The 20,912-nt window shown below is 66.9% G+C and carries 22 protein-coding genes and 1 pseudogene; 12 read left to right on the top strand and 11 right to left on the bottom strand.

The window, feature by feature from the left end; all coding sequences use genetic code 11:
• The first annotated feature begins 13 nt into the window (after nucleotides 1-13).
• The 4 genes from AC3A6X_RS20880 to AC3A6X_RS20865 are packed head-to-tail and all read left to right on the top strand — an operon-like array spanning nucleotide 14 to nucleotide 3,956.
• Nucleotides 14-997, top strand: coding sequence for a glycosyltransferase (locus AC3A6X_RS20880; RefSeq protein ID WP_487844087.1), 984 nt, complete (start codon nucleotides 14-16; stop codon nucleotides 995-997).
• Nucleotides 994-1,950, top strand: coding sequence for a formyltransferase (locus tag AC3A6X_RS20875; protein WP_487843988.1), 957 nt, complete (start codon nucleotides 994-996; stop codon nucleotides 1,948-1,950). Before AC3A6X_RS20880 ends, AC3A6X_RS20875 begins: the two co-directional genes overlap by 4 nt.
• Nucleotides 1,951-1,981: 31 nt before the next feature.
• Nucleotides 1,982-3,025, top strand: a complete 1,044-nt coding sequence (locus AC3A6X_RS20870; protein ID WP_487843987.1) for a bifunctional UDP-4-keto-pentose/UDP-xylose synthase — start codon at nucleotides 1,982-1,984, stop codon at nucleotides 3,023-3,025.
• Nucleotides 3,026-3,044: 19 nt separating this feature from the next.
• A complete protein-coding gene (locus AC3A6X_RS20865; protein ID WP_487843986.1) occupies nucleotides 3,045-3,956 on the top strand; it encodes a polysaccharide deacetylase family protein in 912 nt (303 codons plus the stop codon).
• Between the two features lie 49 nt (nucleotides 3,957-4,005).
• Here the strand turns inward: AC3A6X_RS20865 and AC3A6X_RS20860 are convergent, their stop codons facing one another.
• Complete coding sequence (locus AC3A6X_RS20860; protein ID WP_487843985.1) at nucleotides 4,006-4,158, bottom strand: hypothetical protein; 153 nt, start codon at nucleotides 4,156-4,158, stop codon at nucleotides 4,006-4,008.
• 189 nt (nucleotides 4,159-4,347) lie between these two features.
• Between AC3A6X_RS20860 and AC3A6X_RS20855 the strand changes: the two genes are divergently transcribed.
• Complete coding sequence (locus AC3A6X_RS20855) at nucleotides 4,348-4,665, top strand: DUF3761 domain-containing protein (protein WP_487843984.1); 318 nt, start codon at nucleotides 4,348-4,350, stop codon at nucleotides 4,663-4,665.
• A 204-nt stretch (nucleotides 4,666-4,869) separates the two neighbouring features.
• The gene (locus AC3A6X_RS20850) at nucleotides 4,870-5,607 is read left to right on the top strand and encodes a hypothetical protein (protein ID WP_487843983.1); all 738 of its coding nucleotides are present in this window, start codon (nucleotides 4,870-4,872) and stop codon (nucleotides 5,605-5,607) included.
• Nucleotides 5,608-5,771: 164 nt separating this feature from the next.
• Here AC3A6X_RS20850 and AC3A6X_RS20845 read toward each other — a convergent pair whose 3' ends face one another.
• From AC3A6X_RS20845 to AC3A6X_RS20830, 4 genes are all read right to left on the bottom strand, one after another.
• Entirely contained in the window at nucleotides 5,772-6,047 is a 276-nt protein-coding gene (locus tag AC3A6X_RS20845; protein WP_487843982.1) for a hypothetical protein, read from the bottom strand.
• 39 nt (nucleotides 6,048-6,086) lie between these two features.
• Nucleotides 6,087-6,359 carry a hypothetical protein gene (locus AC3A6X_RS20840; RefSeq protein WP_487843981.1) on the bottom strand — a complete coding sequence of 91 codons (273 nt, stop codon included), beginning with the start codon at nucleotides 6,357-6,359 and terminating at the stop codon, nucleotides 6,087-6,089.
• 779 nt (nucleotides 6,360-7,138) lie between these two features.
• Nucleotides 7,139-7,264, bottom strand: a complete 126-nt coding sequence (locus AC3A6X_RS20835; protein ID WP_487843980.1) for a hypothetical protein — start codon at nucleotides 7,262-7,264, stop codon at nucleotides 7,139-7,141.
• 285 nt (nucleotides 7,265-7,549) lie between these two features.
• Entirely contained in the window at nucleotides 7,550-8,797 is a 1,248-nt protein-coding gene (locus AC3A6X_RS20830; protein ID WP_487843979.1) for a DUF4382 domain-containing protein, read from the bottom strand.
• A 428-nt stretch (nucleotides 8,798-9,225) separates the two neighbouring features.
• Here AC3A6X_RS20830 and AC3A6X_RS20825 point away from each other — a divergent pair.
• Nucleotides 9,226-9,330 (top strand): annotated as a pseudogene (locus AC3A6X_RS20825) (DUF6958 family protein); the annotation flags it as partial.
• Between the two features lie 35 nt (nucleotides 9,331-9,365).
• Here the strand turns inward: AC3A6X_RS20825 and AC3A6X_RS20820 are convergent.
• Together AC3A6X_RS20820 and AC3A6X_RS20815 are read right to left on the bottom strand one after the other, a co-directional pair.
• Nucleotides 9,366-10,535: a glycerophosphodiester phosphodiesterase gene (locus AC3A6X_RS20820; RefSeq protein ID WP_487843978.1), complete on the bottom strand. Its 1,170-nt coding sequence runs from the start codon at nucleotides 10,533-10,535 to the stop codon at nucleotides 9,366-9,368.
• Nucleotides 10,536-10,936: 401 nt separating this feature from the next.
• Nucleotides 10,937-11,281, bottom strand: a complete 345-nt coding sequence (locus AC3A6X_RS20815) for a hypothetical protein (protein WP_487843977.1) — start codon at nucleotides 11,279-11,281, stop codon at nucleotides 10,937-10,939.
• 316 nt (nucleotides 11,282-11,597) lie between these two features.
• Between AC3A6X_RS20815 and AC3A6X_RS20810 the strand changes: the two genes are divergently transcribed.
• Both AC3A6X_RS20810 and AC3A6X_RS20805 read left to right on the top strand, forming a co-directional pair.
• Nucleotides 11,598-12,014, top strand: a complete 417-nt coding sequence (locus AC3A6X_RS20810; RefSeq protein WP_487843976.1) for a hypothetical protein — start codon at nucleotides 11,598-11,600, stop codon at nucleotides 12,012-12,014.
• On the top strand, nucleotides 12,007-12,219 hold the full coding sequence (locus AC3A6X_RS20805; protein WP_487843975.1) for a BBE domain-containing protein: 213 nt from the start codon (nucleotides 12,007-12,009) through the stop codon (nucleotides 12,217-12,219). The genes AC3A6X_RS20810 and AC3A6X_RS20805 overlap by 8 nt, the downstream gene beginning before the upstream one ends.
• A 325-nt stretch (nucleotides 12,220-12,544) precedes the next feature.
• Here the strand turns inward: AC3A6X_RS20805 and AC3A6X_RS20800 are convergent, their stop codons facing one another.
• The 4 genes from AC3A6X_RS20800 to AC3A6X_RS20785 form a co-directional block, all read right to left on the bottom strand.
• Complete coding sequence (locus AC3A6X_RS20800) at nucleotides 12,545-13,180, bottom strand: ATPase (protein ID WP_487843974.1); 636 nt, start codon at nucleotides 13,178-13,180, stop codon at nucleotides 12,545-12,547.
• Nucleotides 13,180-13,542, bottom strand: coding sequence for a hypothetical protein (locus AC3A6X_RS20795; RefSeq protein ID WP_487843973.1), 363 nt, complete (start codon nucleotides 13,540-13,542; stop codon nucleotides 13,180-13,182). The genes AC3A6X_RS20800 and AC3A6X_RS20795 overlap by 1 nt, the downstream gene beginning before the upstream one ends.
• A gap of 242 nt (nucleotides 13,543-13,784) precedes the next feature.
• Nucleotides 13,785-14,192 carry an FHA domain-containing protein gene (locus AC3A6X_RS20790; RefSeq protein ID WP_487843972.1) on the bottom strand — a complete coding sequence of 136 codons (408 nt, stop codon included), beginning with the start codon at nucleotides 14,190-14,192 and terminating at the stop codon, nucleotides 13,785-13,787.
• 444 nt (nucleotides 14,193-14,636) lie between these two features.
• On the bottom strand, nucleotides 14,637-16,010 hold the full coding sequence (locus AC3A6X_RS20785) for a RepB family plasmid replication initiator protein (RefSeq protein WP_487843971.1): 1,374 nt from the start codon (nucleotides 16,008-16,010) through the stop codon (nucleotides 14,637-14,639).
• A gap of 552 nt (nucleotides 16,011-16,562) precedes the next feature.
• Between AC3A6X_RS20785 and AC3A6X_RS20780 the strand changes: the two genes are divergently transcribed.
• The 3 genes from AC3A6X_RS20780 to AC3A6X_RS20770 all read left to right on the top strand — a co-directional run bounded on the left by AC3A6X_RS20780 (nucleotide 16,563) and on the right by AC3A6X_RS20770 (nucleotide 20,895).
• Nucleotides 16,563-17,807, top strand: coding sequence for an AAA family ATPase (locus tag AC3A6X_RS20780; protein ID WP_487843970.1), 1,245 nt, complete (start codon nucleotides 16,563-16,565; stop codon nucleotides 17,805-17,807).
• Nucleotides 17,808-18,530: 723 nt separating this feature from the next.
• Nucleotides 18,531-19,556, top strand: coding sequence for a ParB/RepB/Spo0J family partition protein (locus tag AC3A6X_RS20775; RefSeq protein WP_487843969.1), 1,026 nt, complete (start codon nucleotides 18,531-18,533; stop codon nucleotides 19,554-19,556).
• A 1,111-nt stretch (nucleotides 19,557-20,667) separates the two neighbouring features.
• The gene (locus tag AC3A6X_RS20770) at nucleotides 20,668-20,895 is read left to right on the top strand and encodes a hypothetical protein (protein ID WP_487843968.1); all 228 of its coding nucleotides are present in this window, start codon (nucleotides 20,668-20,670) and stop codon (nucleotides 20,893-20,895) included.
• Nucleotides 20,896-20,912 lie beyond the last annotated feature (17 nt).

Raw genomic sequence — 20,912 nt, 5'->3', positions numbered from 1 at the left:
GCTTCCGATGAAGATGAACGATGCCCCCTCCCTCGCGAGCGCGGCGCCGCTCGAGCGGTCCGACGGCCCGTCCCTGAGCGTCGTGATCCCGGTCTACGACGAGGAGGCCGGGCTGTCTGCCCTCTTCGAACGGCTCTACCCGGCGCTCGACGCGCTGGCCCTCGACTACGAGATCGTGTTCATCGACGACGGCAGCCGCGACCGCTCGGCCGCGCTGCTGGCCGGGCAGTTCGAGCGCCGGCCCGACGTCACCCGCGTGATCCTGCTGAACGGCAACTTCGGCCAGCACCGCGCGATCCTCGCGGGCTTCGAGCACTGCCGCGGCGCGCGCGTGGTCACGCTCGACGCCGACCTGCAGAACCCGCCCGAGGACATCCGCCTGCTGGTCGAGGCGATGGACCGCGGGCACGACTACGTGGGCTCGATCCGCCGCGACCGGCAGGACGCCGCCTGGCGCCGCTGGGCCTCGCGCGCGATGAACGGCCTGCGCCAGCGCCTGACCGGCATCGTCATGACCGACCACGGCTGCATGCTGCGCGCCTACGACCGCGACATCGTCCGGCTGATCAACCAGTGCAACGAGATGAACACCTTCATCCCGGCGCTGGCCTACCAGTTCGCGAAGAACCCGACCGAGGTGGTGGTCGGCCACGAAGCCCGGCATGCGGGCGAATCCAAGTACTCGCTCTACAGCCTGATCCGCCTGAACTTCGACCTGGTCACCGGCTTCTCGGTGGTGCCGCTGCAGGCCTTCTCGATGCTGGGCATCGTCGTCTCGCTGCTCTCGGGCGCGCTGTTCGTCCTGCTGGCCGCACGCCGCCTGCTGCTCGGCCCCGAGGAGGGCGGCCTGTTCACCCTGTTCGCGCTGCTGTTCCTGCTGGTCGGGCTCGCGCTCTTCGGCATCGGCCTGCTCGGCGAGTACATCGGCCGCATCTACCAGGAAGTGCGGGCGCGGCCGCGCTACCAGGTCAGTGCGATCCTGGAGCGCGAGCGGTGAGCGAGGACCGCGGTCGTCCCGCGCGCGCGATCGTCTTCGCCTACCACGACGTCGGCGTGCGCTGCCTGCGCGTGCTGCTCGATGCCGGCGTCGAGGTCCCGCTGGTCCTCACCCATGCGGATGCGCCGGGCGAGACGATCTGGTTCCGCAGCGTGGCGGCAGTGGCCGCGGAGCACGGGCTGCGCTGCGTCGCGCCCGCGGATCCGCACGACCCGGCGCTGCTGGCTGCCGCGCGCGCGGCCGAGCCCGACTTCCTGTTCTGCTTCTACTACCGCCAGATGCTGAAGCGGGACTGGCTGGCGCTGCCGCGGCGCGGCGCCTTCAACATGCACGGCTCGCTGCTGCCGCGCTACCGGGGCCGCGCCCCCGTGAACTGGGCCGTGATCCATGGCGAGCGCGAGACCGGCGCAACCCTGCACCGGATGAACGAGAAACCCGACAGCGGCGCGATCGTCGATCAGTGCGCCGTGCCCATCCTGCGCGACGACACGGCGCAAGAGGTGTTCGGCAAGGTGACGGTCGCGGCCGAGATCGTGCTGGCACGCAGCCTGCCCGCGCTGCTCGACGGCACCGTGGTGGAACGCCCCCAGGACCTGTCGCGGGGCCGCTACTTCGGCGGGCGCAGGCCGCAAGACGGGCGCATTCCCGGCGACGCCGGAGCCCGGCAGATCCACGACCTGGTGCGCGCGCTCGCGCCGCCCTACCCGCCGGCCTTCCTCGAGCTGCATGGGCAGCGCGTCTTCATCCAGCGCACCCTGCCGGCGCCGGCGCCGGCCGATGCGCCGGGCCGCGGGCTGCGGCTCCTGAGCGACGGCGCCTCGCTGTGGCTGATCGCGGCCGACGGCAGCGCGCTGCGCGTGCTCGCGGCGCGGCGCGACGGCGTCGCCGGGCCGCTCCACGCCGGCAACTTCGACAGCATTTCTTCCGGCCGCTGGCTTGCGGCCGACGCCTGACACCTTCTTGTTCTCCTCCGACGCAAACCCCATGCTCAAAGTCCTCATCCTCGGCGTCAACGGCTTCATCGGCCACCACCTGACGCGCCACATCATGGAGCGCACCGACTGGCAGGTGCACGGCATGGACATGCAGTCCGACCGCGTCGCGCCCTGGCTCGACCACCCGCGCTTCCACTTCTTCGAGGGCGACATCACCATCAACAAGGAGTGGATCGAATACCACGTGAAGAAGTGCGACGTGGTGCTGCCGCTGGTCGCGATCGCGACGCCGGCGACCTACGTGCGCGAGCCGCTGCGCGTGTTCGAGCTCGACTTCGAGGCCAACCTGCCGATCGTTCGGCAATGCCTGCGCTACGGCAAGCGCGTGGTCTTTCCCTCGACCAGCGAGGTCTACGGCATGTGCACCGACGAGAGCTTCGACCCCGAGGCCTCCCACCTGGTCTACGGCCCGATCAACAAGCCGCGCTGGATCTACGCCTGCGCCAAGCAGCTGATGGACCGGGTGATCCACGCCTACGGCCAGCAGGAGGGTCTGCGCTACACGCTTTTCAGGCCCTTCAACTGGGTCGGCCCCGGCCTGGACAGCCTGCATGCGCCCAAGGAAGGCTCGAGCCGCGTGCTCACCCAGTTCCTCGGCCACATCGTGCGCGGCGAGCCGATCCGGCTGGTCGACGGCGGCCGCCAGCAGCGCACCTTCACCTATGTCGACGACGGCATCTCGGCGCTGGTGAAGATCATCGCGAACGAGGGCGGCATCGCCGACGGCAAGATCTACAACATCGGCAATCCCGACAATAACGTTTCGATCCGCTCGCTCGCCCGGATGATGCTGGACCTGGCATGCACCCTGCCCGAGTACCGCGATGCCGCGGCCGCCGTGGAGCTGATCGACGTGACGTCCGCGGACTACTACGGCAGCGGCTACCAGGACGTGCTGTATCGCGTGCCCGACATCCGCCGCACCACGGCCGAGCTGGGCTGGCGACCCACCGTCGGGATGCCGGCGGCACTGCGCGAGATGTTCGCCTACTACCGCGACCAGGCCGCGGCGGCCGTCGACCTGGAAGCCTGAAAAAGAAGGTGCGGCGACGATGGCGCGGATCGCACTGAAGGTCGACGTCGACACCTGGCGCGGCACCCGCGAAGGCGTTCCCGCCCTGGTCCGCCTGCTGGCGTCGAGCCGCTGCGGCGCGAGCTTCCTCTTCAGCCTCGGACCAGACCACACCGGCCGCGCCATCCTGCGCGTGCTGCGCCCGGGCTTCCTCGGCAAGGTCTCGCGCACCTCGGTGCTCGAGCACTACGGCCTGCGCACCCTGCTGCACGGCGTGCTGCTGCCCGGACCGGACATCGGCCGGCGCGAGGCCGCCACGCTGCGCAGCGTTCGCGACGCCGGCTTCGAGGTGGGCGTGCATTGCTGGGACCACGTGCGCTGGCAGGACCGCCTGCTGAACCGGGACGCCGCCTGGGCCGAGCGCGAGATGCGCCGCGCGCTGCAGCGCCATGCCGAGGTGTTCGGCGCCCCGGCGCGGCTGCACGGCGCCGCAGGCTGGCAGTTCAACCCGGCGGCGGCGCAGGCCGAAACGGCGCTGGGCATCGAGTTCGCCTCCGACACACGCGGCAGCCACGCCTTCGTCCCGGTGGCGGACGATGGCACGGCCCTCGGGCCGCCGCAGTACCCGACCACGCTGCCGACGCTGGACGAGCTGATCGGCCTCGACGGCATCACGGCGGACAACGTGCACCAGCACCTGCTGGCGCTGACCGGGCAGACGACGCAGGACCAGGTCTACACGCTGCACGCCGAACTCGAGGGCCTGAAGCTGCGCAAGGTTTTCGAGCGTCTGATCGCCGGCTGGCGGGCCCAGGGGCACGAGCTCGTCGCGCTGCACACGCTGCACGCCGAGCGCATCGGCGCGGCGCTTCCGCCGCATCGCATCACGCTCGGCAGCGTCCCCGGCCGCTCCGGACTGCTCGCGCTGCAGGGTGCGGCCTGGCAAGGCTGACCCGGGGGCCGCGATTGATTGCGGCTCGGACTCCTAGATCTCGGCCCCGTCAGGGCCGCCTGCACGTTGCGCTGCGGCTGAGGATGTGTTCCTCCAGCAGCGCGAAGGCGGTGTCGGCGTCGCGCCGCAGGTGAGCCAGCGCCACCAGCTTGCTCAGCGCACCGCCCATGCACCGCCGATCGGACGCCGCTGCTTCGGTCACGGTCCGAACGGCTTCGAGCAGAACCAGCAACCGGCCGTCGCTCGGCCGAGGCCGGTAGCTGGCTCGGTCGTGTTGACCAGGCATAGCGGGCCCAGTGTCCTACGCAAACGCGCAACCAAGACTGGCGCCCCCGGTGTTGCCGGCGGAGCAAGAAGGATCCTCCCACTGGATGCGCCAAGGAGTTCAGTCATGCGTTATCGGCCGGTTCTTCTCATCTGCTCATCCCTTCTTTGCCTGGCCGCGCAAGCGCAGGCGCCGGCGAAGGCGCCCGCTGGCAGCACGGCGCAATGCAAGGACGGAACGTATTCGAGCGCCACCAAGAGGTCTGAAGCATGCGCAGGGCACCGCGGGGTCAAGACCTGGTACGGAGCCGCTGCAGCGGCCGTGCAGACCCAGTCCCCCGCGGTAACGGCGACTGGCGCTGCGCCTGCCACTGGCGAGCCCTCCAGGACCCCGGCGACCCCGGAAAACCCCGTGAAGCCTGCGCCATCGGGAACGCAGAAGTAGATTGTCACTCCCGGGCTGGCGATGCCCAGTAGCTGCGCCGGCAGATGGGAAACGGCCGTGCGCGCGCCTGCCAACTCGAGCGTGGTGGGGGTGTGAATGGGTGATGGGCCAACATGCCACCACCGGTCAAGCGCACCGGCTCTACGTCGAGCGCGCGGCCTGCCCTGACCATTCAAGAAGCGTCCCGCCACGCGCGCCGACAACGTGATCGAGCCAGTGATATCGGCTGATCTGTGGAAGCAGGTGCAGGCCAAGCTGTGGGACCGTCGCAGGCTCCGTCGGGACAAGGAGCAGCTGATCCAGGTGCTTCGTGAGAGGCTGGCCGAACACCCCAAGTTGAACGCCCACGATCTAGAAGCGTTGGGTCTGCATTCGAAGAAGGCCTATACCAACGCCTTCGGATCAGTGTCACGAGCGCTGGAGTTGGCTGGCCGTGACCCAAGGGCAGTCCGAGCCCTCCACGAGCGAAGAAAGCTGGTCGGCAGAAAGGTCGGTGACCGGATGACCTCCGATATCGCGGGCCTGCTGCAGCGGCTCGGAATGGACTGCCGCGTACACCCCCGAAGCCGGGTGCTCGTGTTCGCAGCGACAGTGAAGGCCCGCCTGCAGGTTCTCTGGCCACGAACTTATCGAGGCGTCCGGCGGTGGCATGTACTGAAGTCGGGGCGGCCGATCGCGCAACTGGTACTGCTCGCGCAGATGGATGACGCTGAGCGCGCGATCCGCTTCGTACTGCTCAACCCTGAGGAGTATCGGGAAACAGCGCCGTGGCTCGACGAAGAACTACCTCCGTACCTCGCGCCGATTGCCACGGGGGTTGAGCTTGCTCAGGCAGTGCGAGTCAGACTGGCTGGCGTGACGCGCCGATCTGGTTTCGCTGGCGTCGAATTTGGCGACGGCAACCTCAAGCCAAACTGTCGTAGCCCTCGGGCAATAGCGTGATGGGGCCGCCTCAGGCGTATGGGTTCTTCAGAGGGCCGGGCAGCGACTTGCATACTGCTCTTTCAGCATCACCCGCTTCGCCGTCGAAGGTTCCGCAGAACCTCAAGTCCACCGCGATTCGGTAGATCGATCATCGGTTCTGTTGCGACTGGAGTGCGTGAGGTTCATGGCGGCAGCTGGTCCAGTTGATCGATCGTGTCGCGCAGACGGTCCAGGTCAACAAGTGCATTTGCGAATGCCTCCTTCTGGATCCCGTGCTTGTCGAGCACGTCGAAGACGAAGGCCTCGAAGGCGTCGCCGATGGGGCCCTCGAGCATTCGGTGCTCCTCCAGGAGGACGTTGCCGCGTATCAGCAGATCCGCCATCGCCCGCGCGACCGGCGCATGCGCCTTCTCGAAGGCTGCGACGAGTCGCTCCATCTCTTCAGGCGTCGCTGGCACGATGGATTCCTTGTTGAAGATGAGGCGCCGACGGCCAGTTCAAGGGCAGGGCCGCCGCTCGACGTCGCCGCGAGCGAGGGCGTGTCGCCCTGTCCCGCGGCCGCTGACCGCTGCAAAGCCCTCTTCGGACACGTGATGAACCACGGCAGCCCCGGAAAACCATCGAAGCCCGGCGTCCTCCAGCATGGGCGGGATGTCTGCCTCGACGAGTTGCGCAGCGCTCAAGACGGACAGCTTCTCGATCTCGTCTTCGTCCGAGACGTGGCACGGCATCCTGGCTTTGCAGAGCCGGCTCAGCAGTTCCATCGGCATTGCTCGCCTCCTTTCCCTGGGTGACAGCCTTCACTTTCTCATGACGACAACGTAGCGCGCTTCGTCCAGGCAATCCATTAGGAACAAACACCGATGCGCCCAGGCTTGAGGGGAATGCGGTAACGGTCTGGTTCAGCGAAAGCCATCATCGACCTCGCGCTTTCCTCGTCCGGACGGCCGGCGGCAAGTGAGTTGTCGCTCGCATCATTTTGTGGACAACGTGGAAGGGGTCGCACCAACATGGCGTGCTGCGACGCGTTGCCGTCACGCACTTAGAACGTGCCAGTCCTACGAAGAACAGGCGTTGTGCAGTGCACCAAAATACGAAAGTCAAGGCCTTGTTTTCCCCGTGGCCGGTGTATGACTCTGTGGATAACCGGGTGAGCATCTCGCCGGAGCCGCGACCGGCTTGGCCTTTCATTGCGATGCTCACTGAACGAGCAGCCTGCTTGAATTTGTTTTTTTGTAGGCCTGAGCCGACAGGAAGACCCCGCCAACGGGGGCGAGTGGCGCATTTGAGCGCGACGATGTGCCTGGGGGGGAGGCCGTCGCTGCCGGCCGCGGCGCAATCTCGCGTGGTACTGCCCCCCTTCTCCAGGCGCTCGCGATCTCGAAGCCCTCCTTGCAGGCCGCACGTGCTCTCTCGTTTCCACGAGGCGCAGGCCAGGATCCGCACGAAGGCGCACAGGGGCATAGCGAGCCGGGAGTGGACGCCGGCTCGACGCGACGCCAGGCGCCCCGCGTCACAGGGCCGGAGCCCCGGCTCCGGCCCAGCCGCGTCAGCGGCCGATGCGCTGCAGCGCCAGCCTCCACAGGCCGGTGTTCAGCCGCACGAGGGTTCGGCCGACGGCACAACTGTCAGCCTTCAGCTTTTCCGAGCATCGACGATAGCGGTCACGCGCCACGTCAAGGTTCCTGGGGCCGCCCATCTGTTCGACCCGGAATGGACTGCGTACCTGGCTCGTCGTCGAGCCGCGAAACGTTCCGTCAACCTGTTCGGTGCCAAAGCCTGGTGCTGAAGAATGGCTTGAGCCGGATGCGGGGTGACTCGCACGTCCGGTTCTTAGGCGGCGGCGGCGCAGCAATGCGCCGCTGCTATCCGATGGTGTCGAATAGGAACTGCCCAGCTTCGACGAGCGAGTTCAAGCGGGCACGAGCGGCCGCCCAGGCGTTGAGCCATCCGCAGGCGTTCAGAACTGGAGGTCCTGGCCGGTGAGGTCGCCAGCGGAGACATCTGCCTGCCGCGTGGTGACGGCATCCGTGGTGCTTGTGGCCTGCAAGCTGTACTTGCCCGCCGCGGCGGCATCTGCCGTCAAGGGAATGGGAAGGGACGTCTGGTAGGTCCCTACCACCGGCGCCGCCGCCGGCAGCGCCGGCTGTGTCGCGAAGAGGCTGTAGGCACCAGTGTCGGCGGTGGCCGCGGTGGCGGCGATTTCGTAGGTGCGCGCGCCGCTCGACTGCAGGGCCCGGACCGTCGCCTGCGCGCTGGCTGGGCTGACGGTGCCCGTCACCTTGCGGATGGGCGAACTCGGCAGTGAGATGGGATTGTTCGTGCTCGCCAGGGTCGTGCTCGCGCCGGCGGTGACCGGCACGTCGCGGATGATGCCGGTGGCGCGCCCGTTGGCCGAGGTCGGCACGATCACCACGTCCACCGTGCCCACGCTGCTGCTCTGCTCGATCGGCGACAAAGTGAAGTTACCATTGCCGTCCGCCACCGTGGCCTTGACCACTTGGCCATTGCGCTGCGCGTACACCGCGGCGCCCGGCGCGCTGGCCAGCACACCGATGACCGAGCCGCTCACGGTGCTCGGTAGCGCAGTCACGACCGGCTTGAGGCCGTAGCTGCCGTTGCCGCGCGTCACGATCGATTTGCAGGCATCGAAATCCAGGACCAGTTCGGTGAGCGTATCCGCCGCCACGGTGAAGGGGCGGATGATCTTGATGCCGGCCTGCACCGCGCTCGGGGTGTCGAGCGGCTGCTCGGCGCCACCGGTGGGCACCACCGCGTTGGCCGTGGCATTACCGGCGCCGTTGGCCGAGAGCACCAGGCGGACCTGCTGGTAGGTGCCAGCCGAGAGCGGGGTCTGGCCGAGCGTCGTCAGCACGCCATTGGTCAAGGACAGGAGATCGATGCGCCGCGCCGGGCTGACGGTGATGTCCACCCACCCGGCTCCACCGGTGTCTGCGCTGGCATCACTGTGGACCCGCACTTTTTCGACCGTCACAAAAACATTGTCGAAGCCGCAGGCGGGTGCATCGGTCATCGCAACTCGCAGCGTGCCTGTAGAGCTGGTTGCAGTGGTCCCGGTGCCGGCCCAGAAACCGCCACCACCGCCACCACCTCCCCCACCTCCGCCTCCGCAGGCCGAGAGCGCGAGCGCGCCGCTCAGCGTCAGGATTCGAAATGACCGTGCCAGGATCTTGTCGACGTTCAGCATTTCGCCTCTATTGCCTCGAGTTGGGGGAGTTGGAGCACGGAAAATGTGAAATATTCACATTCCATCGGCTGGATCGTACAAGGCGGGCATGCGGGCCGCAAGACAAACAATGGTGCTATTCACCCAAGGCTCGACCAAAAAAAATCGCGCTACCGCATCCGATAGCGCGATCTTGGAATTCAATGCTGCAAAGGGGTCAATGCGTTGAGACGTGGTCCAGACGAATGACCGGGCCTGCGCTTGAGCGGAGCGGCTTTAGCAAGCATCTCCTCGAACGACTACTTCGCTGAGAATCTTTCGCTGGTGGCGGTCGAGGCTGGTTACGTTCCAAAAGCGGTTCCAAAAGCGCCGCACCTGGCGCAACCGCCGGATGGACTGCTGTCTGCCTCTTCGCGGGCCATCGCGCTGGACGAGTTGCGCGCGATTGCTTGCTGTCCCACCCGCCCGACGAGCTGTACCCGCAAGGGGTCTCAGCGGGCTGGTGGGCCAAGGCGGTGCAGGTCGATCTGGAGGCCAGGCGCGTCGTCGTGCGCAAGAAGACACGCCGCCCCTGCGCCGGGCCCGACCGTCAAGGTGCGACGAAGGAGTCGCGCGCGAGCTTGCCGAGGTGCGGATGGTCGGTGAAGAATCCGTCCATACCGAGCTTGAGGAAGGCCTTGATCTGGCCGTCGAGCTTGCCGAAGGCCGCCGGGTCGGCACCAGCGTCGAACTCGTTCGGCAGGAAGGTGTTCTCGGCGCGGAAGGTCCAGCCGTGCACGATCAGACCGGCTGCGTGGGCGTCGCTGACGAAGCTCGTCGGTGTGCCGAGCGTGCCGGCTGTGGTGAGCGGAATCATCACGCTGGTGTTGGCGCCCACCCCGTTCGCATAGCTGCGGATCTCGGCCAGCCCGGCGGGCTTGGCCAGATCGGCGTAGGTGCGCGGATCGCCGCTCGCGACGAAATCCCACGGCTTGCCGCTCGCGCTGATGAGCTGGACCAGCGGCACCTGCGTCATGCGGTTGAGCTTGCGCAGGTTGGCGGTCTCGAACGACTGGATGAACACCGGCGCCTGCGGCCCCACGTAGCCGTGGCGCGTCAGCGTGCGCACCAGCGGCTCCTCGAGCGGCAGGCCGATGCCTTGGAAGTAGCTCGGGTGCTTGGTTTCCGGGTACACACCGATCGGTCGCCACGCCGCCGGACGACCGCGCCCGGCGTGCGCCTCGGCGCGGCGGCGCTCGTTGGCCTGCGCGACGAGCTGCAGCACCTCGTCGAGCGTCGGCACCTCGAACATGCCGTCGAAGCGCGTGTTCGCGGTGCGCAGCGCGGGCAGTCGCTCGCGGGCACGCAGCGTCTTCAACTCGGCGAGCGTGAAGTCCTCGGTGAACCAGCCGGTCACCGTCACGCCGTCGATCATCTTCGCGGTCTTGCGCGATGCGAACTCGGGACGATCGACTACGTCGGTGGTGGCTTCGCGCACCGAGCCGTCGGCATTGAGGATCGCGATCGCGTTCTCGTGCCTGGCCACGAGCACGCCGTCCTTGGTGATCACGAGGTCGGGCTCGACGTAGTCGGCGCCTTGCTCGATGGCCATCCAGTAGGCAGCCAGCGTGTGCTCGGGCAGGTAGCCGCTGGCGCCGCGGTGGCCGATGACCAGCGGCGGCGCCGGCGGGCGGGCGCCGTGCCGCTCACCTGGCTGGGCGCAGGCGGAGATCGAGACGAAGGCGAGAGTGGTCGCGGCGAGCAGCGACAGGAGCTTCATGTGCTAGTCCCATGGCAGGTGGAAAGCGCCAACCATAGGATCCGGCCGTGACTCCACCATGACGCCGCGTCCGCCAGGAGCACACCGCGACGCGTCTCAGATCGGCGAGACCCCTCGAATTCGCGACCGATGTGCGGTCCATGTCGAGGAGGTGGTGGGCCCGCTAACTGACCGTGTGGCGCTCAGGCCGCTGTACCTCGGCTGCGCGTTGCTGCAGTACCGGTGCCGCTCTGTCCGCGTGGGCCGACGGCGAGTGACTGCTACGTCAGATGGCCAAGGTCCGCGTTGGTCAAGGGTGGTCCGACACCTGCCCTCGCGGCGCACGTTGGCATGGCGCTCTCGTGTCGGTCGGGCACCGGTCCTAAGGATGCAGAGCCTTCCAAGTATGGAGAATCGATTCCTCAGCCGTCGACTTCACGCGGCGCCTCAAGTGTCAGGCTGCATACGCCTTCCGGATCGAGCAGAGCATCCTGCTCGAGCGAGAGGGCGAGGTCCTGGGCACCGATCCGCTCTGCCAGCAGCACCCGGTTGATGACCGTACTCCGCGAAGTCGAACCCGAATCCTCGCCAGTTCCGCTCCTTCGAGACGCAGGCATAACCCAGCAGAATCGAGGCTGCCTTGAAGCGAGTTTCGCGGGGCCGTTCGGATCGCCAACGCCTGCACGAATCCGGAACTGTTCTGGGGCCTCAAGGGTGGCGGAGGCGGCAGCCTGGGCGTTGTCACCCGGCTCACGTTGCGGGTTCATGAACTGCCGGGGTCGTTCGGCGCGGTGAACATCACGATCAAGGCCACTTCAGCGACGGCGTTCCGCCGACTGGTCGGCATGATCGCCGACTTCTACAGCCGGAGCCTGCTGAATCCGCATTGGGGCGAACAGATCCGCCTGCGCCCCGACAACGTGCTCAGGATTGCGATGGTGTCCAGGGACTCAGCCGAGCCGAGGCGATGTCGATCTGGCAACCGTTCCTGGATTCGGTCGCCGGCGCGCCGGCGGATTTCGAGGTCGAGTCTCACCACTGAAGATCGTGTCGAGCTGCGCTCGCAGCTTCTGGGCACCGCTGTTGAAGAGGCTGCTCGGTTTCATCAGCACGGACGACCGCCCCGATGCACCGCAAGGCAATGTGTTCTGGCCGGACGATCAGGGGCAGGCGGGCCAGGTCTTGCACGGCTATCAGTCCGCCTGGCTTCCCACGGCCCTGCTGGGCCAAGACCGGCGGCAATCTCCATGTGACGCGTTGTCGGCCGCGAGCCGGAATTGGAACGTATCCCTGCACGTCAACAAGGGCCTCGCGGGCGCTCCTGACGAAGCGGTCGCTGCCGCTCAGGACACGGCGATGAACCCCGCGGTGCTCGATGCCTTCGCGCTGGTGATCTGCGCGGCAGCGCAAGGGCCTGCCTTCCCGGGCGTCGCAGGTTCACGAGCCCGATGCCGGCCTGGCTCGCCAACGCGCGCAAGCCATCGGGCGCGCCATGGATGAGTTGCGCAAGCTCGTTCCGGATGCCGGCGCCTACGTGGCGGAAAGTAACTTCTTCGAGACCGCCTGGCGGAAGTCTTTCTGGGGACCGAACGATCCGCGATTGCGGGCGGTCAAGGATCAGTACGACCCCGAGGGACTCTTCTTCGTCCATCACGGCGTCGGCCGCGAGCGCTGGAGCGCCGACGGGTTCACCAGGCTGGCGTGACGGCGTGCAAGCGGCCCGGCGCGCTCAGTGCGGGCCGATGCGCGAGGCGCGCCTGCGCAACACGGCGGTACGCGACAAGCGCGCCACAGAGGCTGATGACGGAGCTTGCCGGGTGCTGCCCTTCAAAGTGGGGCATCCCAGCGCCTGTCTAGTCCCACACAGGAAGGGTCTGCAAAGCAGCATGGGGACGAACCTGAAGAACATGGCGCCTTCGCCGAGGTCTGGCCGACGAGGTTGTTGGCCGCTCCCCTTTCCGCAGAATCGATGTTTAACAAGACATCGCTTCGATTTCGCGCCCGGGAAGGCGTGAGCAACGCGTCCAGGCTCAGGCCTCGCCGGATCGCCCCAGCGCCACGGCCATGACCGGCTTGGCCCACTGCGGCACTTGGTCGAGCGCGATGTGAGAGACGATGCGCCCGCCGTCCATGTGCAGCAGCAGCAGCGGCTGGGGCCGCTGCCCGGCCTTCGGATCGCCTTCGGCGCTGTTGTCGTAGACGCGCAGGCTCACCAGATGCGGTAACAGCCGGATCAGGTTGGCGCGGCTGGTCTCGTAGCGCTCACGGATCTTCGCTTCGGGAACGTCATGGCCGCCAGCCGCCACCCGCGCCCGCACGCGCTGGAGGTGCAGCTCCGGCGACGACAGCCCGGCGTACCAGAGATGGACCTGCGCCCCCTGGCGCGCGCCGTCGAGCAGCATCTGCGGAATCGTCCTGGCGCCCAGTGTCGTCTCGAAGGCGAAGTTCAGTCCCTCCGCCAAGGCCCGCTCGAGCCCCTTGCGGCCGAACTCCCAGGCCTGGGCATTGGCCGCCTCGGCCGACAGTCCCGGGTTGGCATCCAGCAGCGCGTGGGCGGCCAGGTCGGGGTCGAAGTAGTCCACTTTCTTCTGCAGCAGTGCGGCGCCGCCCACGCTGCTCTTGCCGGCGCCGTTGACGCCGGCCAGCACGAAGATCCGTGCCGGCATCAGCGGCGTGTCGCCGCCTGGGCAACAGCCGCCACACCGAGTTCGGCGGGATCCATGGCGAACGCGTCGGCCATGGCCTGTGCGGCCGCCTCGCCCTGCATGCGCGCGAACATGTCGTCGAAGTGGTGCGTGAGCGCTTCCAGGTTCGGCTCCGACGCCTGCTCCAGCTCCAGGTAGCGTTCCACGGACATCAACACCATCGATGGCTTCTCATGGCGCGTGATCACCACTGCGCCTCGTGCCATCACCGTGCTGCTCACCGTCTGCATGCCCGAGGCCAACTTGGTGGCGGAGAACGACGGCAGATCGCGCGTCAGGCGCTCGATCTCGGCGGGTCGGACAGAGGCAGTGTGGACGGCCATCGCAAATCCTTGAAATTACAGGTTTTGCCCATTTTACCCATTTTCTGGCAGCTTCCTTGGTCGCCATCGCGTCTTGACCCGGGGCAACAAGCAATGACTTACTTTCGCCCGCGACGAGCTGCACCGGGAAGCCGGCCGGCCGGAACGTGCTGCCATGGGCAGCGCCAGGGTCCCGGTGGAATCGCGCTCTCGCCCCTCTGTCAGCGTCTGGGAAGCCAACACCCCTGCACCGGATGGCTCGGCTATCCCTTGCCCTGCGTCTTGAATGGCTTGTCCGGCGCCGTCGGCTCATCGCTGCCGTCCGCGTCCTCCATCCAGTTCGGAATCGACGAAAGACGGCGAGCCTCCACTTCGCTGAACTCCTGCTCTGCGGCGATGAAGCGCAGCTCGCATCCGCCAACGTTCAGGACATCGCCGTCGACGAGCACCTGCGTCTGGACGCGTTCGCCATTCACAAAGGTCCCGTTCTGGCTCCCCAGGTCCTGGATGATGGTGAACGCGGGTTCGACAACGATCACGGCGTGCGTGCGGCTCGCGAAGATGGAGCTGAGCACGACGTCGTTGTGCTTGCCGCGGCCCAGCGTGGTTTCCATCGGTCCGAGGTCCACCAGGCCCGTCTTGCCTGCCGAGGTAATCAGGAGCTTGGGCATCCGCCATGTTACGGAGCCCACGCGAGATGGGTCGAGCCGGACGCCTGCCTGGCTTGCTGTCGGACGCCACCGTATCTCAGTCCCATACAGTTTCGCGGACCGGCGCCCTGCCCCACCCCCCCCCCGAAAACGGGACACGCGAGCGCTTGGCAGCACGATCTCTCGACCAGATCGGCAGACGTCGCCTCCAGCTACGCCTTGCGTTGAAGCCCAAGCGTGTGCTCACACCGATAAACTTCGAAGCACGGCGCTGTGTGGATGCACCCCTTGCTCAACGAGTCCCAGGTGCGAAGCACGAGCACGATGAAGACGTTCTGGTGGATCTTGTGCTGCAACGGGTAGGCGCCCCCCACGAGAAGGCGCCTGACCTCGTGAAAGCTGCGGCGCCTCTGCGCGGTGGTCGGCCGATGCGACGGACCAGCCAGGATGGCCCCGCCAATCCGGTCACATGCCGGCGACGCCCTGTGCCAGCGCAAAATCCAGCAGCACCCGGTCGGAGGGTTCCTCGGGCCAGGTGACCTGGGCCAGCCATCGATGGAAGGTGGTGGCCGCGATCCGACTGGCCGGCCCGTCGCGCCGCCAGGCCCGGGCGATGGGCACGGCGATCTGGTCGAGCCGATCGGCCTCGAAGCGCGAGCGCATCTCGGCCTGCATGGCTTCGGGCATTTCCAGGTAGAGCGATTTGGCCTTCTGCATGCGATCGTTCTCCCACAGCTCCCGGATCCGGTGCGTGCGATCCTCGTCGCCGAGCGCGGCCGCGGGGCGTGCCTGGGACGGCGAAGGCAGGGCGGCCGGCGCGGCCGGCTCGACCGCTCCCCTCACGCCGGCATAGCCCTTCTTCAGGGCGTCCTTGAAATACGCTGCCGGCGACTTCAGCATCGGCAGCGTCTGGCTGCGAAGCCGCTGCTCCACATGCTCGAGCGTGCCGCGCAGCTGGCCTTCGTCGGTGGTCGCATACAGGTCCTGGGCCTCGTCCTGCTTGAGGCCGAGCGCGATCAGCTTCCCGACCAGCTCCAGGTCGAAGACGTTGCGGCTGGGGTCGTCGGCGGCACCCAGGCGCTGCTGCAGCTTGGGCACCACCCGGAACTGGATCTCCTCGATGCGCCGGCCGCGCTTGTGCTCGATGAGCTCAAGGCTGAAGTCCTCGCACAGCGCCTCGATCTCGGCCAGCGCCTTGCTGATCACGTCGCGCTTGAGAAAGCGGTAGTCGACCTCCGTGATGTCGCTGCGCCCGGTCAGGACAGCCGCCCACCACAAAACGTCCTCGCGCATCGACAGCCGGCTGGGTGAGGTCAGGTAGCGTGCGCCGATCTCGTAGAGCACGGCCGCCGGGTAGCTGCGCATCTGGGCGCTGATCTCCAGCAGCACGCGCGTGTACTGGTGGGGCTTGACCAGCCGTTCGCGGATCTCTTCCGGGTAGCGCCAGGAGATTGTGCAGGGCCGTCCCCTGCCCTGCTCCTCGATGGTGACGGTGCCCAGCAGCTGCGACGACACCCAGCGCTTCAGGCTGGGGCCGCTGGTCGACCATTCGATGGTCGTTGCCTGCATGTCGCGCAGGTGCGACTTCAGCAGCTCGGTGTTGTTGGAGTTGAAGCGCGCATCGCCGATCAGCTCGCTGAGCGCGAGCTTGTAGACGGGCTCGTCCACCCCCTGGCGCTGCGAGTGGTAGAGCAGCGCGTTGTAGATGCGCCGGGACAGCAACGTCAAGCGGCCGCGCTTGGGGCGAATCGCGATGGCCTCGTTCGCCTTGGCGACGCTCTGTTCGTCCGGCGGTGGCGCTGGCTTGGGCGGCTGTCGCGGAACTTCGCCCTCTTCCATGGGCCTCTTTCAGGGGATCAACGGTTTCACATCATGCCTCCGGTTTGTGAATTGGTCAATTCACAGATCTCCGCAGCGTGTGTCTTGAGACATTGAAACCAAACACTTGAGGGAATTGAAGAGTTGGTGCTCCAGATTCTCGAAGCCCGACAAGCACTTGCGAAGCATTTCGTGAGTACGTCTGGGAATTCGTGTGAGAGAGTTTGGGATTGAATGTGAGGTCGGATGGGATACGGAGTGCCGCAACGTGCGCATGCTTGGGATTTGACGTGAGTGGACAAGGGGTGCGGCGCCCAACCTGCGCGTTTTCGGCCCTGCGGCCCCTGCCGAACGCCGGCCTCTCCGGCCTTGAAGCCCCCTGCCCCACCGGATTGGCCGGTATCTGCTCTGCCGGGGCGCTGCGCAGGGGCCGAAATCCCAAGGGATCTCACCTTGGTCCCCAAACGCTCTCACAGTTCGCACTCCCAATCCAGTGCTGTTGTTCGCGTATCTTGTTCATTCTACGGATTCCAATAGAATCGCCGGATTCCGTCGAATGAGGTTCTCTTAAATATGGCGCTGCCCGTTCCCACCGAGGCTGGAAACCAGGTTTCCACCCCTCCCCTCACTGCCCTGCCCTCCTCCGCCCGTGCGAGCATCGACATGCCGCGCATTTCGGCCCTGGCGACCCGCGCGAGCTCCATGGTCGAGCAGATTCGGGGCCGCTTGCTGGCGCCGGAGGCCAGGAAGATTGCACCGACCTACTCTACCGCGCAACTGGCCGCCTTGTGCGCCGTCGACAAGGCGCATGTTGCCTATCGGATCACCAAGGAGGACCTGCCTTCCGGTCGCCTGACGCCAGCCGGCGGCAAGCGCATCTTCGAGTTGAATGAGCTGCGCTCGTGGACGCGAACCTACCGCGCCGACAAGATGCGCCCTGCCGGCAAGAAGGCCTTCACCATTGCGGTCGGTAACTTCAAGGGCGGCGTGGCCAAGACCACCACCGCGATGGTCCTGGCCCAGGGATTGAGTCTGCGCGGCCATCGGGTGTTGGCCATCGACACGGATCCGCAGGGATCCCTGACGACCCTGCACGGCCTGCTCCCCGAAGCCGAGATCACGGAGGACATGACGATCGCGCCGTTGTGTGACGGCAGTCAATCGGACATCCGCTATGCGATCCGCTCGACCTACTGGGAAGGCCTGGATCTGGTGGCCGCTGCCCCGTTCCTTTTCTCGGCGGAGTTCGCGCTGCCGGCACGCCAGATGCAGGAGCCCGGCGCGAAGTTCTGGGACGTGCTGAACATGGGCCTGGAGAGCGTGCGCGATCTTTATGACGTGATCGTGATCGACACCCCGCCGTCGCTGTCGTACGTCACCATCAACGCGCTCTGGGCCGCCAACGGCATCATCGTCCCGGTGCCCCCGTCGGGCTTGGACTTTGCATCCTCGGCGCAATTCTGGTCGCTGCTGGCCGACCTGGGTGGCAACCTGGATGCGCAAAGCGGCGACCGTGCGGGCAAGGCCTTCGATTTCCTGCATGTGCTGCTCAGCCGGGTGGATCCGAGCGACCCGGCCACGCCGGCGGTGCGCCAGTGGATCCAGGCCACCTACGGCGAATACACCCTGCCGGTGGAGATTCCGAAGACCAGCGTGACCAGCAACAAGGCGGCTGAGTTCGCCACCGTCTATGACGTGCAGAAGTACGAGGGCGCCGCCAAGACCTACAAGCGGGCGGTCGACGCCTACGACTCATTTGTGGAACTGGTTGAACAGTCGGTGGTAAGTGCCTGGCAGGACAAGGCCCAAGTGCAATGAGCCGCTACTCAGGAACCTCAGAAAACACGATCGCAGCCGGTGGAAACCAGGTTTCCACGGCGCCGTTCATGATGGCGCAGGGGCAGTACTTCGGCGGCGATCGGGCGAAGCGCCGGCCGCGTCGCGGGATCCGGTGGGCGGCCGCGGGGAAGGGCGCAAGACCAGCTTGTCCGAAGATCCCCTGCTGCGCCAGGCAGCGCAGGATCGGTGGAAACCTGGTTTCCACATGCGGCCGGCCGTTGGCGCCGCACACCTGGAAACCAGGTTGCCACGGTTCTCGGCACAGGCGGATGTGGCCGCTCGACGCGGAGACAGTTTCGGCTCGCCGAGGGGGTGGCAACCAGGTTTCCACGCCGCCGGCGTTGTCGGCGCGCCGGCCACGCTTCGGCGGCGACTTGCCGGGATGCTCTGCATGTCACGGCACCTGGGGAGAGGCCGCGCGGGCGGGCGCACGGGCCGCTTGTCCGAAGAACTCGGAGTCCGCCATACGTCGCAGCAGCAGTGGAAACCTGGTTTCCACGGTCACCCGTGCGTCAACGCCTCAGGCGTGGAAACCAGGTTTCCACGCCGCCTGGCGCACACGGTTCTTGCGGCTCGGCACAGGGCCCCGTTCGCCCCGCCGCAACGTCGGTGGAAACCAGGTTTCCACCCCCATGGAGGTTCAACATGGCTAATACCCGCAAGCGACTCGAAGCCCTCACAGCGGGTTTGTCGATCCCTGAGGTGCTGCCGGCCGCCGCGCCAAGCGCAGCCCCGGCCGCGCCGGCGCCCCCAGGCTTCCCCGGCGCCGCGCCGCTCGTGGAAACCAGGTTTCCACCGGCCCAGGTCGGGCATCCCGCGCCGCGCACCGGACCCGGCCAGATGCTGGCGTTTCGCGGCCAGATCCAAGCGGTGGAGGGCGAACTCTCCGCGCTGCGCGAGCGTCTTCGCCAGTACGACGGCTCGACCCCGACACGCAAGCTGGATCCTTCGAAGATCCAGCCCACCCGCTGGGCCAACCGCCACCCGGACTCGTTCAAGAATTCGGATTTCGCGGGCCTCAAGGCCGACATCGACCAGGCCGGCGGCAACGTCCAGCCGATCCTGGTACGGGCCGTCCCCGACCAAGCCGACCACTACGAGCTGGTCTTCGGGCATCGGCGTCACCGTGCCTGCCTGGAGCTGGGCATTCCTGTCCTGGCGGTTGTCTGGACCGATGAGCTGGGCGATGCCGAGCTGTTCGCGGCGATGGACCGTGAAAACCGTGAGCGTGCCGATCTCTCGGCTTACGAGCAGGGCCAGATGTACCTGCGCGCGATCGACGAGCAGCTGTTCCCAAGCCAGCGCCAGCTCGCGGAGAAGCTGGGCGTGAGCCACACCTGGGTCAACAAGGCGCTGATGGTGGCGCAGCTCCCGTCGGCCGTGGTCGAGTGCTTCCGCAGTCCGCTGGAGATCAATCATCGACATGCGGCGCAGCTCAACGCGGGCCTGGAGCAGGACAAGCGCGGGGTGCTCAAGCGGGCCGAAAAGCTGCGCGGCCAGAAGCTCGCCCCGGCCGTGGTGGTGGCGCGCCTGCTGGGGCTCGATTCGGTGCTGAAGGCGCAGAAGATCCCGGTGCAGAGTGAGGGCAAGACCTTGGGGTCGTGCCAGCTGGCAACGGATGGCGGCGTGACCATCTCCCTGCTGCCCGGCCCGATCGCGGACCTGCCCCCCGAGGCAATCTCGGCCGCCATCGCCGACGTGTTGGGAAAGCTTCGCGCACAGGGGTAGGGCTCGCCGCAGGGGCAGGGCAGGGCAAATGTGAGTACCAGTGGGAAACTTGCGCCGCCTGGGGGTGGTCTGCGCGATGCGAGGTAGGCGCCATCTTTCCCTGTCCCGGCGCAGCCTCTGCGAGGGGGCGCGCCCACCGGCAGCGCGTCCATAACCGCCAACAAGCGAGGCGGCGACTGCGACCCGCTTCCGGCGCGAGCCGGCTCGAGGACAAACCCCTGCGTCTGCGTGATCGGCGCGGGATTCTCCGGATGCGTTGGCGCAGGCGTCGCTGGGAAACCTGAGGGCCTCCCGCGCAGGCGGCGCTTGCGCAGGGGGCACGACGGAAGACGGCGATGGCCAAGCGCATCGCCGCGCGCGTCGTCCAGCACAAGAGGACCGGTTTGTACTTTGGCTGCCGATGGCAAGGCCAGAAATGCGGCCCACATCAGCGGCGGGCCTGATGGCAACCGGAATGTGAACGCTCACCCACTTTCGCTGGGGGTTAGCTGCTGATCGGCTCGAGAGGACGCGAACACGTGGTCACACCCGATCAAGGCAAGCAAATGGTCAGCCTGCCGAGTACCGTGACGCGGCGTTCCTGTCTTCTAGCTTTCCCCCCCTGGCCAACGCGCGCGGCCTTGTCCGGGCGCGGTTAACTTGGGGCGTCGGCAGAGATCGGACAAATCCGCGGACGCCGTCCGGGCGCACCTGGCGGCCCCGTGCCAGGCGAGCCGTCGCAGACGCTCAATGTGAGGATGATTGGGAAATCCACGCGGCTGCTCCGAGCGCCGCCCTGAGTCAGCTGCTGCTGGCCGCGACTGCGCGCCTTGGGCCAACGTGGCCGGCACGCCACAAGAATCAACCGATGTTCGCCCCGATCCTGTTCGCTTATATTCCGGGAGCGGGCCTATAAGTCCTTGATTTCATTGGACTTTCAGTGATGTGTCAAAGTTTTTCCGATTCTGAATCCGATTTCCTGCATTGATGATTATGTAGATAATCATCACGCCGGAACGCCCGGAAGAGGACATCCGCTTGGCCATGAATGGGGCGGGGAGTGTTGTCCTGCAGGCATCGCGCCCGAGCCTCCAGCCGAATTGTCCAGGTTTTAATCGGCCCTTTATTGAACATGACCACGTTGCCGACGCCGTCCCAGATCGCCAGCCTCGATGACGAGCGCCTCGAGCAGCTCGCCGCCAATTGGCGCGCACAGGCGCTGCGCGGCGACCGGCGCGCCTTCGGCGTCGCCCACGCCTTCGAGGTCGAGCGGCGCAAGCGCCTGCGCGAGAGCCAGCTGCTGCAGCTCGAGCCCCTGGACCCGGTCGCGCCGCGCAAGGCCTGGTGGAAGTTCTGGTGACGAACCAGCACGGCGCG

This window comes from Variovorax sp. Soil_C_12, from assembly GCF_057657375.1.
Note: the sequence above shows the minus strand (reverse complement) of the source record. Positions and strands in the feature narration are given on the sequence as shown.

What these genes read in the sequence shown, in the direction of transcription:
- AC3A6X_RS20880 (WP_487844087.1), top strand. Translation starts at nt 14, where the DNA reads ATGAACGATGCCCCCTCCCTCGCGAGCGCGGCGCCGCTCGAGCGGTCC.
- AC3A6X_RS20870 (WP_487843987.1), top strand. Translation starts at nt 1,982, where the DNA reads ATGCTCAAAGTCCTCATCCTCGGCGTCAACGGCTTCATCGGCCACCAC.
- AC3A6X_RS20865 (WP_487843986.1), top strand. Translation starts at nt 3,045, where the DNA reads ATGGCGCGGATCGCACTGAAGGTCGACGTCGACACCTGGCGCGGCACC.
- AC3A6X_RS20855 (WP_487843984.1), top strand. Translation starts at nt 4,348, where the DNA reads ATGCGTTATCGGCCGGTTCTTCTCATCTGCTCATCCCTTCTTTGCCTG.
- AC3A6X_RS20840 (WP_487843981.1), bottom strand. Translation starts at nt 6,359, where the DNA reads ATGCCGATGGAACTGCTGAGCCGGCTCTGCAAAGCCAGGATGCCGTGC.
- AC3A6X_RS20830 (WP_487843979.1), bottom strand. Translation starts at nt 8,797, where the DNA reads ATGCTGAACGTCGACAAGATCCTGGCACGGTCATTTCGAATCCTGACG.
- AC3A6X_RS20820 (WP_487843978.1), bottom strand. Translation starts at nt 10,535, where the DNA reads ATGAAGCTCCTGTCGCTGCTCGCCGCGACCACTCTCGCCTTCGTCTCG.
- AC3A6X_RS20815 (WP_487843977.1), bottom strand. Translation starts at nt 11,281, where the DNA reads ATGAACCCGCAACGTGAGCCGGGTGACAACGCCCAGGCTGCCGCCTCC.
- AC3A6X_RS20805 (WP_487843975.1), top strand. Translation starts at nt 12,007, where the DNA reads ATGGATGAGTTGCGCAAGCTCGTTCCGGATGCCGGCGCCTACGTGGCG.
- AC3A6X_RS20800 (WP_487843974.1), bottom strand. Translation starts at nt 13,180, where the DNA reads ATGCCGGCACGGATCTTCGTGCTGGCCGGCGTCAACGGCGCCGGCAAG.
- AC3A6X_RS20795 (WP_487843973.1), bottom strand. Translation starts at nt 13,542, where the DNA reads ATGGCCGTCCACACTGCCTCTGTCCGACCCGCCGAGATCGAGCGCCTG.
- AC3A6X_RS20790 (WP_487843972.1), bottom strand. Translation starts at nt 14,192, where the DNA reads ATGCCCAAGCTCCTGATTACCTCGGCAGGCAAGACGGGCCTGGTGGAC.
- AC3A6X_RS20785 (WP_487843971.1), bottom strand. Translation starts at nt 16,010, where the DNA reads ATGGAAGAGGGCGAAGTTCCGCGACAGCCGCCCAAGCCAGCGCCACCG.
- AC3A6X_RS20780 (WP_487843970.1), top strand. Translation starts at nt 16,563, where the DNA reads ATGGCGCTGCCCGTTCCCACCGAGGCTGGAAACCAGGTTTCCACCCCT.
- AC3A6X_RS20770 (WP_487843968.1), top strand. Translation starts at nt 20,668, where the DNA reads ATGACCACGTTGCCGACGCCGTCCCAGATCGCCAGCCTCGATGACGAG.